Raw genomic sequence first — 8,385 nt, 5'->3', positions numbered from 1 at the left:
ACATAGCGCCCGACGACCTGGTACTGCACGCACAGGATGATGGCCACGAGCATCACCACCGCCAGCACCAGGCTGGCCTTGGACAGCGCCGCGCACAAGCGCGAGTAGGCGTGGGTGGACGGCGGGCGCTGCGTGTGGGGGTCGGTCGCCGGGGCAACCGGGCTCACGGCGGCGCTGGCAGCCGCGCTGGCGGCCGACGGCAAGGCGGTATTCATGGAGTTCTCCGGAAGGGCCGGCGGCCGCACGGGCATGCGCGGCCGCCGGGCGCCATCACTTGTTGTCCTGCACGGCCTTCACCAGGCGCTGCAGGTCGGGCGTCGAGATGAACTTGGCGTACACCGGGCCCATCACGGCGCGGAACGACGCCTTGTCGACGTCGGAGACGATCTGCGCGCCGCCCTTGGTGACGACCTCGAGCGACTTGGCTTCCTGCTCGTCCCACTTCTTGCGCTGGAACGCGACCGATTCCTTGGCCGCAGCGCGGAACATGTCCTGGTCGGCCTTGGGCATCTTGTCGAAGATGACCTTGGAGATCACCAGCACTTCCGGCGCCATCGAGTGCTCGGTGCGCGAGTACACCTTGACCGCCTCGTAGTGCTTGAAGCCGTCGTACGAGGGGATGTTGTTCTCGGCGGCGTCGATCAGGCCGGTCTTGAGCGCGGTGTAGACCTCGCCGGTGGGCATCGGCGTGGCGTTGGCGCCCATGGCGCCGACCAGCGCGACCCACAGGTCGGATTGCTGCACGCGGATCTTCAGGCCCTTGGCGTCGGCCACGGTCTTGACAGGCTTCTTCGCGTAGATCGAGCGGGCGCCGCTGTCGTAGAAGGCCAGGCCGACCAGGCCTTCCGATTCGCAGCCTTTCAGGATCTCCTCGCCGATCGGGCCGTCCAGCGACTTGCGCATGTGGGCGATGGAATCGAAAAGGAAGGGCATGGTGGGCACCAGCGTCTTCGGGCACATCGAGTTCAGCGAGCTGATGTTGACGCGGTTCATCTCCAGCGCGCCGATCTTCACCTGGTCGATCGTCTCCTTTTCGGTGCCCAGCGCGCTCTTGTTGAAGACCTTGATCTTGTACTTGCCGTTGCTGCGCTTATCGAGCAGCTCGCTCATGTGCTTGACGGCGGCGACGGTCGGGTAGTCGTCGCTGTTGTGCACGTCGGCCGAACGGAACTCGACGGCTTGGGCGGCGAACGCGGCGCTGATCAGCGCGGCCAGGAGCAGGGGGGTACGCATGGTGGTGGTGTCTCCGGGGGAAGCGGCCCTTCAGGCCTGGAAGGTTGCCTCGGGCAGCCCGCGGGTGCCCGTGCGTTGGGTGAACAGGGCGCCGGCCAGCGCATAGGCTTCCGCGCTGATGCCGGCCGGCGCGGTGCCGGGGCGGATCGAGGTGACGAACAGCGTCTGCAGGTCGGGGCCGCCGAAAGCGCACATCGCCGGCTTGGCCGCGGGCACCTCGATCGAGCGGTCGAGCCGGCCGTCGGGCAGGAACCGGTGCACGAGCCCGGCGTCGTTCGCGCAGATCCAGTAGGCGCCCTCGGCGTCGACGGCCGCGCCGTCAGGCCGGCCGGGATACGCGTTCATGTCGATGAACTCGCGGCGGTTCGACGGCGTGCCGTCCTCGCTCAGGTCGAAGGCCCAGACCTTCTGCACGCTGGGGTGCGAGTCGGACACGTACATCGTCCGGTTGTCGGGGCTGAACCCCAGGCCGTTGGGCGTGATGAAGCCGTCGAGCACCTTGACCAGCCCGCGCCGGTCGTAGCGGTAGAGCGCGCCGGCGTCGGAAGCGAGCGACATGTCGCGCACCATCGTGCCGGCCCAGAAGCGGCCGGCGCGGTCGGTACGGCCGTCGTTGAAGCGCATGCCGTCGCGGGCGTGGGGCACGGTGGCCAGCGGCTGCGAGGCCAGCGTGCCGTCGGCTTGCGGCTGCACGTGGAAGAGGCCCGTCTCCATCGCCGCCAGCAGCCCGCCCTGGCCATGCAGCGCGATGCAGCCGGTGCGCTGCGCGGTGGGCCAGCTGCGGACCTCGCCGCTGGCCGGGTCGAAGCGGCGCAGCGCGCAGCCGTCGATGTCGACCCACCACAGGGCCTGCTCGGCGACGGACCACACCGGGCTTTCGCCCACCTGGTCGCGGATGTCGGATATCGGCGTCAAGAACGTGTCTCCTCGTGCGGCCCGCGCGGCGGCGGGGTGGGGATCGGTCAGTTGTCGAACGGGCCCGTGCGCACGAACCAGCCGCCCTGGTAGACGGTGGCGGGATCGTTGCGGTCAAGCACCGGCTCCTTGGCCTCGACGGCGGGACGGAAGCGCTCGGAGTTGTCCTGCGGGCGGTAGCCGACGTGGTCGCCGTAGCGGTTGTCGTACCAGCGGGTGTGGTTGTCGGAGACGCCGAACACCACGCTGTGGCGCACCACCGGCGCGGTCAGGCTGGCCATCACCAGGCGCTCCAGGTCGTCGTAGCTCATCCACGTGGCCAGCATGCGGCGGGTGGTGGCCTCGGGCATGCTGGAGCCGATGCGCAGGCTGACGGTCTCGATGCCGTAGCGCTCCCAGTACAGCGTCGCGATGTTCTCGCCGAAGGCCTTCGACAGGCCGTACAGGCCATCGGGCTTCATCGGCATGCGCGCGTCGACGATCTCGTCCTGGCGGTAGAAGCCGGTCACGTGGTTCGAGCTGGCGAAGACGATGCGGCGCGTGCCCAGCTTGCGGGCGGCTTCATAGAGGTTGTAGACGCCGACGATGTTGGCCTGCAGGATGGGCTCCCAGGGCTGCTCGGTCGACACGCCCCCCAGGTGCACCACGGCGTCCACGCCGCGCATCATTTCGAGCACTGCGTCGGCGTCTTCCATGCGTGCGGGCGCCAGTTCCTCGCCGGGGCCGGCTGCGCCGAGGTCGGCGATGTCGGACAGGCGCAGGGTGTCGCAGTAGGGCTTGAGCCGGCGTCGCAGCTCACGGCCCAGGCCGCCGGCCGCGCCGGTGAGCAGCAGGCGGGAGAAGCGCAGGGAAGTGGTGGCGACCGGGGCGGTAGACGTCATCGCAGTTGTCAGTTGTCATACAACGGCTCAATGGTCGATGAGCGGCCGGGGCCTGTCAAGCTGTGGGCCCCGAGGGTTTTCCCGGCGAAGACGCCCTGGCAGGCCGTGGCAGCAGTTCGGCCGCCGCCTGCAGGCCGGCAAACGCAGCGGGTATGGGGCCTGCGGCGGCTGGCGATGCGTCGCACACCAATAGTTGACGCGCGCGCGGGCCGTGCGCGGGCGGGCGCGATGGCACGGCGCCCCCTGCTTGCCCAGCGGATTTGTCTTGGTGGCGGTGCGGCGCTGCACTTGTACGATGACTTACGACACGCCACCGCGTGCACCCCGGCCTCCACGGCTGCGGGATCCCGCCCGGCAGCGCGGCGCACGACCGCGACGGGCTTTCTTTCCAGGAGAAAGACACATGCTCAAGCGCAGAACCTTCGTCCTGTCTTCCCTCGGGCCCCTGGCCCTGGCCGCCTGCGGCGGCAGCGACGGCGACGACAACGGCGGCAGCACCGCCGCCCAGGCCCGCAACGCGATGAAGCGCGCCGCGGTGTTCATGGACCAGCAGGTTTCCTACCGGGGCGGCTACGTGTGGCAGTACCTGCCGGACCTGTCGGTCACCTGGGGTGAGATGGAGGCCAAGCGCACGATGTGCTGGATCCAGCCGCCCGGCACGCCCACCTGCGGCCACGCGATGCTCGACGCGTACCACGCCACCGGCGACGAGGCCTTCTACGCCGCGGCCGAGCGCACCGCGCTGGCGCTCGTCGAGGCGCAGCATCCGGCGGGCGGCTGGAACTACATCCACGACTTCGCGGGCGAGGAGTCGCTGAAGCACTGGTACGAAACCATCGGCATCAACGGCTGGCGGCTCGAGGAGTTCCAGCACTACTACGGCAACGCCACCTTCGACGACGCCGGCACTGCCGTGTCGTCGCAGTTCATGCTGCGCATGTACCTCGAGAAGAAGGACGCACGCTTCAAGGCCGCGGTCGACAAGGCCATCGGCTTCGTGCTGGCCGCGCAGTTCAGCGGCGGCGTGGCCGACGGCGGCTGGCCGCAGCGCTTCCCGGCGGCGGCCAATGCCATCACCTCGATGCCGCGCCCCAACCCGCAGCTGCTGCCTGCCGGCGCCTTCCAGGGCATGGAGGACGGCGACTACACGAAGCAGGTGACCTTCAACGACGACGTGGCGGGCGAGAACATCAAGTTCCTGCTGCTGTGCGTGAAGGGCTTGGGCCGCACCGACCTCGTCGCCCCCATCCACCGCGCGATGGAGTGCCTGCGCCGGCTGCAGCAGCCCGCGCCGCAGGCGGGCTGGGGCCTGCAGCACCTGGCCGCCGACCAGGGCGGGCGCCCGGCCGGCGCGCCGGCGGGCGCCCGCAGCTACGAGCCGCGCGCGCTGGCCACGCACACCACGCAGACCAACGTGCAGCAGCTCTTCAACTACTTCCGCATCACCGGCGACCGCAACTACCTGGCGCGCGTGCCCGAGGCGCTGGCGTGGCTGGAGACCTGCAAGCTCACCGCGCAGCAGATCGCCGAGAACCCGCTGCTCGGCGGTGGGCGCACGCACCCGACCTTCGTCGCGCTGGGCACCAACCAGGCCCGCTTCGTGCACCGCTACGGCTCGAACATCTGGAACGGCGCCTACTACGTCGACGGCGACCACCGCAACACGCCCAGCCACTACTCGGCCGGCCGCAACGTCAACATCGCCGCGCTGCAGAAGACCTACGACGAGCTGGCCGGCATGAGCGACGCCGCCGTGGCCGAGATGGCCGCGCGCTCGCCGCTGAAGGTCACGCAGGCCGGCGAGCTGCCGAAGTACTTCTCGCTGCGTGAGGTCGACTTCGCCGACCTGATGGCCGGCGCAGTGATGACCAGCCCCGCGGTGAGCGAGGCCGATGCCCAGGCCCTGATCGACGACCTGGGCACCAAGGACCACTGGCTCACGCCGCTGTCGCAGGTCACCAATGCCTACCGCGGCAACGGCCCGAGCGCAGAGTACGCGGGCGATGCCTACCGCAGCAAGCACGTGGGCGACCCCTACGACACCTCGCCGTACGACCCGCAGGATCCGCCGCTGGTCGCGCCCTACACGAAGAAGGACCGGCCGCTGGGCATCTCGACCAGCGACTTCGTCGGCAAGCTCGGCAAGCTCATCGCCTACGTGGCGCCCGTGAAGTAGGCGATGCCGCAGTGACGGCCCCCGGGACTTTTGCTACATTGGGCCGAATCCATGTTGTCGGTCGTCATACAACGCCGCCAGAGCTGACGTGAAGCCATTGCAGTCCCCCGTGAGTCCCGCCACCGAGCCCCCGCCGATGCGCCGCCGCCCCCGCACGCTGGCGCTCGAACTCGTCGAGTCGCTGGGCGACCGCATCCGCGAGGGCCACCTCAAGGTCGGCGACAAGCTGCCCACCGAGGCGGCCATCATGGGGGAGTTCGGCGTCAGCCGCACGGTGGTGCGCGAGGCCATCTCGAAGCTGCAGGCCTCGGGCCTGGTGGAGACGCGGCACGGCATCGGCACCTTCGTGCGCGGCCTGGGCGATGCGGCCGAGCCCTTCCGCATCGACCGCGAGCAACTCGGCACCCTGCGCGACGTCATCGCGCTGCTGGAACTGCGCATCGGGATGGAGACGGAGGCCTCGGGGCTCGCGGCGCAGCGGCGCACGCCCGACAACCTCGCCGCGATGCGCGCCGCGCTGGCCGCCTTCGCCGAGGCGCTGGAGACCGACGGCGACACGGTGTCGCCAGACTTCCAGTTCCACGTCGAGATCGCGCGCGCCACGCAGAACACGCACTTCGTCGGGCTGATGAACTACCTGGGCGCGATGATCATTCCGCGCGCCCGGCTCAACGGCGGCGACGTGATCGACGACGAGCGGCGCGGGTACCTGCGGCGCGTCAACGGCGAGCACGAGAGCATCTACGACGCCATCGCCAACCAGGACCCGGAGGGCGCGCGCGCCGCGATGCGCACGCACCTCGCCAACAGCCGCGAACGCCGCCGCCGCGCGACGGCCCTGGCCGAACAGCGGGGCTGACCGCGCCCTGCGCCGGCACCCGCCCGAACGCCGCCACGGTTTTTCTTTTTAACGCTAACAGGTGGCCCACGCGCCACCGCAGGAGACATCAGTGATCAAGACCCCTTCCCGCCGTGCCTTCCACGCCCTGGCCGGCGCCGCGCTGCTGGCCGCGAGCGGCTTCGCCGCGGCGCAGGCCTGGCCCAGCAAGCCGATCCGGATCGTGGTGCCCTACACGCCCGGCGGCTCCTCGGACATCATCGCGCGCGCGATCAGCCAGCCGCTGCAGGAGGCGCTCGGCCAGACGGTGATCGTCGAGAACAAGCCCGGCGCCAACGGCAACACCGGCAGCGACATGGTCGCGAAGGCGCCGGGCGACGGCTACACGCTGCTGCTGTGCGACGTGGGCGCGCTGTCGATCACGCCGTCGGTCTACACCAAGCTGCCGTTCGATCCGTCGAAGGACTTGAAGGGCGTGACCATGCTGGCCTATTCGCCGCACCTGCTGGCGGTGCACCCGTCGGTCAAGGCGGAGAACCTGAAGGAGCTGGTCGCGCTGTCCAAGGCCTCCAGGATGGACTTCGCGATCACCGCCGTGGGCAGCGCGCCGCACCTCGCCGGCGTGGCGGTCGAGAAGGCCACCGGGGCCAAGTGGGAGTACATCCCGTACAAGGGCGGCTCGCAGGCCGTCACCGACACCATCGCCGGCCAGACCCATGTGGTGATGAACGGCATGCTCGCCACGCTGCCCTTCGTGCAGAGCGGCAAGCTGAAGGTGCTGGGCGTGTCCAAGTCCAGCCGCGTGCCGCTGCTGCCCAACGTGCCCACCATCGCCGAACAGGGCGTCACCGGCTTCGAATCCGGCACCTGGCAGGGCGTGCTGGTGCCCGCCGGCACGCCGCCCGCGGTGGTGTCGCGCCTGTCGGCCGAGCTCACGCGCATCATCCGTTCGCCCGAGGTGCGCTCGCGCCTGTCGGCGCAGGGCGCCGAGGTCTACACCATGACGCCGACCGAATTCACCACCTTCTTCGAGCGCGAGCGCAAGAACTGGGCATCCGTGGTCGCACAGGGCAAGATCAAGCTCGACTGACCACCGCATCGGCTGTAAAGGAGCAAGGCGATGAGAGAGAACCGGTTGCGCAGCCTGTGGGCATCGGGGCAGGCCGTGGTCAACGGCTGGCTGGCGATCCCCAACAGTTTTTCCGCCGAGACCATGGCCCACCAGGGCTGGGACTCGCTCACCGTCGACCTGCAGCACGGCGTCGTCGATTACCAGGCGATGGTGACGATGCTGCAGGCGATCTCGACCACGCCGACGGTGCCCGTGGTGCGCGTGCCGTGGCTGGAGCCCGGCATCCTGATGAAGACGCTGGACGCGGGCGCGTACGGCGTCATCTGCCCCATGGTGAACACGCGCGAGGATGCGCAGAAGCTCGTGGCGTGGACACACTACGCGCCGCGCGGCACGCGCAGCTTCGGCCCGGTGCGCGCGCTGCTCTACGGCGGCGCCGACTACGCGGAGCACGCCAACGACACCATCGTGACCTTCGCGATGATCGAGACGCGTCAGGCGCTCGACAACCTCGACGACATCCTGTCGGTGGAAGGGCTCGACGCGATCTACATCGGCCCGTCCGACCTGTCGCTCGCGCTCGGCTGCAAGCCCACTTTCGACGACGTGGACCCGCTGGCCGCGCAGGCCATCGACCACATCCTCGAACGTGCCAAGGCCCACGGCCTGCGCGCGGGCATCCACAACGGGCGGCCCGACGTGGCGCGTGCGCGCATCGCCAAGGGCTTCGACTTCGTCACCGTCAGCTCCGACGCGCGGCTGATGGCCGCCGGCGCGCAGGAGCTGCTGGCCAGGATGCGCGCCACCCAGGCGCCCGAGGCGCCCTCCGGCTATTGAACGACGCTTGCCCGGACGGGCAGGCACTGAACTGAAAGGACCTTCGACATGAAACTCGGATTCATCGGCCTCGGCATCATGGGCACCCCGATGGCGGGCCACCTGCGCGCAGCGGGGCATGAGCTGTACGTGCACACCCGCAGCGAGGTGCCCGCGGTGCTGGCCGAAGCCGGCGCGGTGGCCTGCGCCAACGCGAAGGAAGTGGCCCAGAAGGCCGACATCGTGTTCCTGATGGTGCCGGACACGCCGGACGTGCAGAAGGTGCTGTTCGGGGAGAACGGGGTGGCCTCCGGGTTGAGCCGGGGCAAGACCGTCGTCGACATGAGCAGCATCTCGCCGATGGAGACGAAGGCGTTTGCCAGGCAGATCAACGAGCTGGGCTGCGACTACCTGGACGCGCCGGTGTCGGGCGGGGAAGTGGGCGCCAAGGCGG

The 8,385-nt window shown here is 69.7% G+C and carries 8 protein-coding genes and 1 pseudogene; 5 read left to right on the top strand and 4 right to left on the bottom strand.

All coding sequences use genetic code 11. From position 1 onward, the window contains the following. From V4F39_RS01185 to V4F39_RS01170, 4 genes and pseudogenes are all read right to left on the bottom strand, one after another. Positions 1-215, bottom strand: a pseudogene (locus V4F39_RS01185) (hypothetical protein); the annotation flags it as partial. Between the two features lie 55 nt (positions 216-270). Further along, entirely contained in the window at positions 271-1,233 is a 963-nt protein-coding gene (locus V4F39_RS01180; RefSeq protein ID WP_332287401.1) for a TRAP transporter substrate-binding protein, read from the bottom strand. A 30-nt stretch (positions 1,234-1,263) separates the two neighbouring features. Next, complete coding sequence (locus tag V4F39_RS01175; RefSeq protein ID WP_332287400.1) at positions 1,264-2,148, bottom strand: SMP-30/gluconolactonase/LRE family protein; 885 nt, start codon at positions 2,146-2,148, stop codon at positions 1,264-1,266. 47 nt (positions 2,149-2,195) lie between these two features. After that, positions 2,196-3,029, bottom strand: a complete 834-nt coding sequence (locus V4F39_RS01170; protein WP_332287399.1) for an NAD-dependent epimerase/dehydratase family protein — start codon at positions 3,027-3,029, stop codon at positions 2,196-2,198. Between the two features lie 403 nt (positions 3,030-3,432). On the opposite strand from V4F39_RS01170, the gene V4F39_RS01165 reads away from it, so the two are divergent. The 5 genes from V4F39_RS01165 to V4F39_RS01145 form a co-directional block, all read left to right on the top strand. After that, entirely contained in the window at positions 3,433-5,205 is a 1,773-nt protein-coding gene (locus V4F39_RS01165) for a pectate lyase (protein WP_332287398.1), read from the top strand. 136 nt (positions 5,206-5,341) lie between these two features. Continuing rightward, a complete protein-coding gene (locus tag V4F39_RS01160; protein ID WP_332287397.1) occupies positions 5,342-6,064 on the top strand; it encodes a FadR/GntR family transcriptional regulator in 723 nt (240 codons plus the stop codon). Positions 6,065-6,158: 94 nt separating this feature from the next. After that, positions 6,159-7,133 (top strand): Bug family tripartite tricarboxylate transporter substrate binding protein, encoded by a 975-nt coding sequence (locus tag V4F39_RS01155; protein WP_378235204.1) that lies wholly within the window; start codon positions 6,159-6,161, stop codon positions 7,131-7,133. Positions 7,134-7,163: 30 nt separating this feature from the next. After that, positions 7,164-7,952, top strand: coding sequence for an HpcH/HpaI aldolase family protein (locus V4F39_RS01150; protein ID WP_332287396.1), 789 nt, complete (start codon positions 7,164-7,166; stop codon positions 7,950-7,952). A 48-nt stretch (positions 7,953-8,000) separates the two neighbouring features. After that, on the top strand, positions 8,001-8,385 hold a 385-nt coding region (locus V4F39_RS01145; RefSeq protein ID WP_332287395.1), incomplete at its 3' end, for an NAD(P)-dependent oxidoreductase.

It is taken from the genome of Aquincola agrisoli (assembly GCF_036621135.1).
Lineage (GTDB): Bacteria > Pseudomonadota > Gammaproteobacteria > Burkholderiales > Burkholderiaceae_C > Aquincola > Aquincola agrisoli.
The sequence above is the reverse complement of the archived record's forward strand: the minus strand, read 5'-3'. Positions and strand labels throughout refer to the sequence as shown.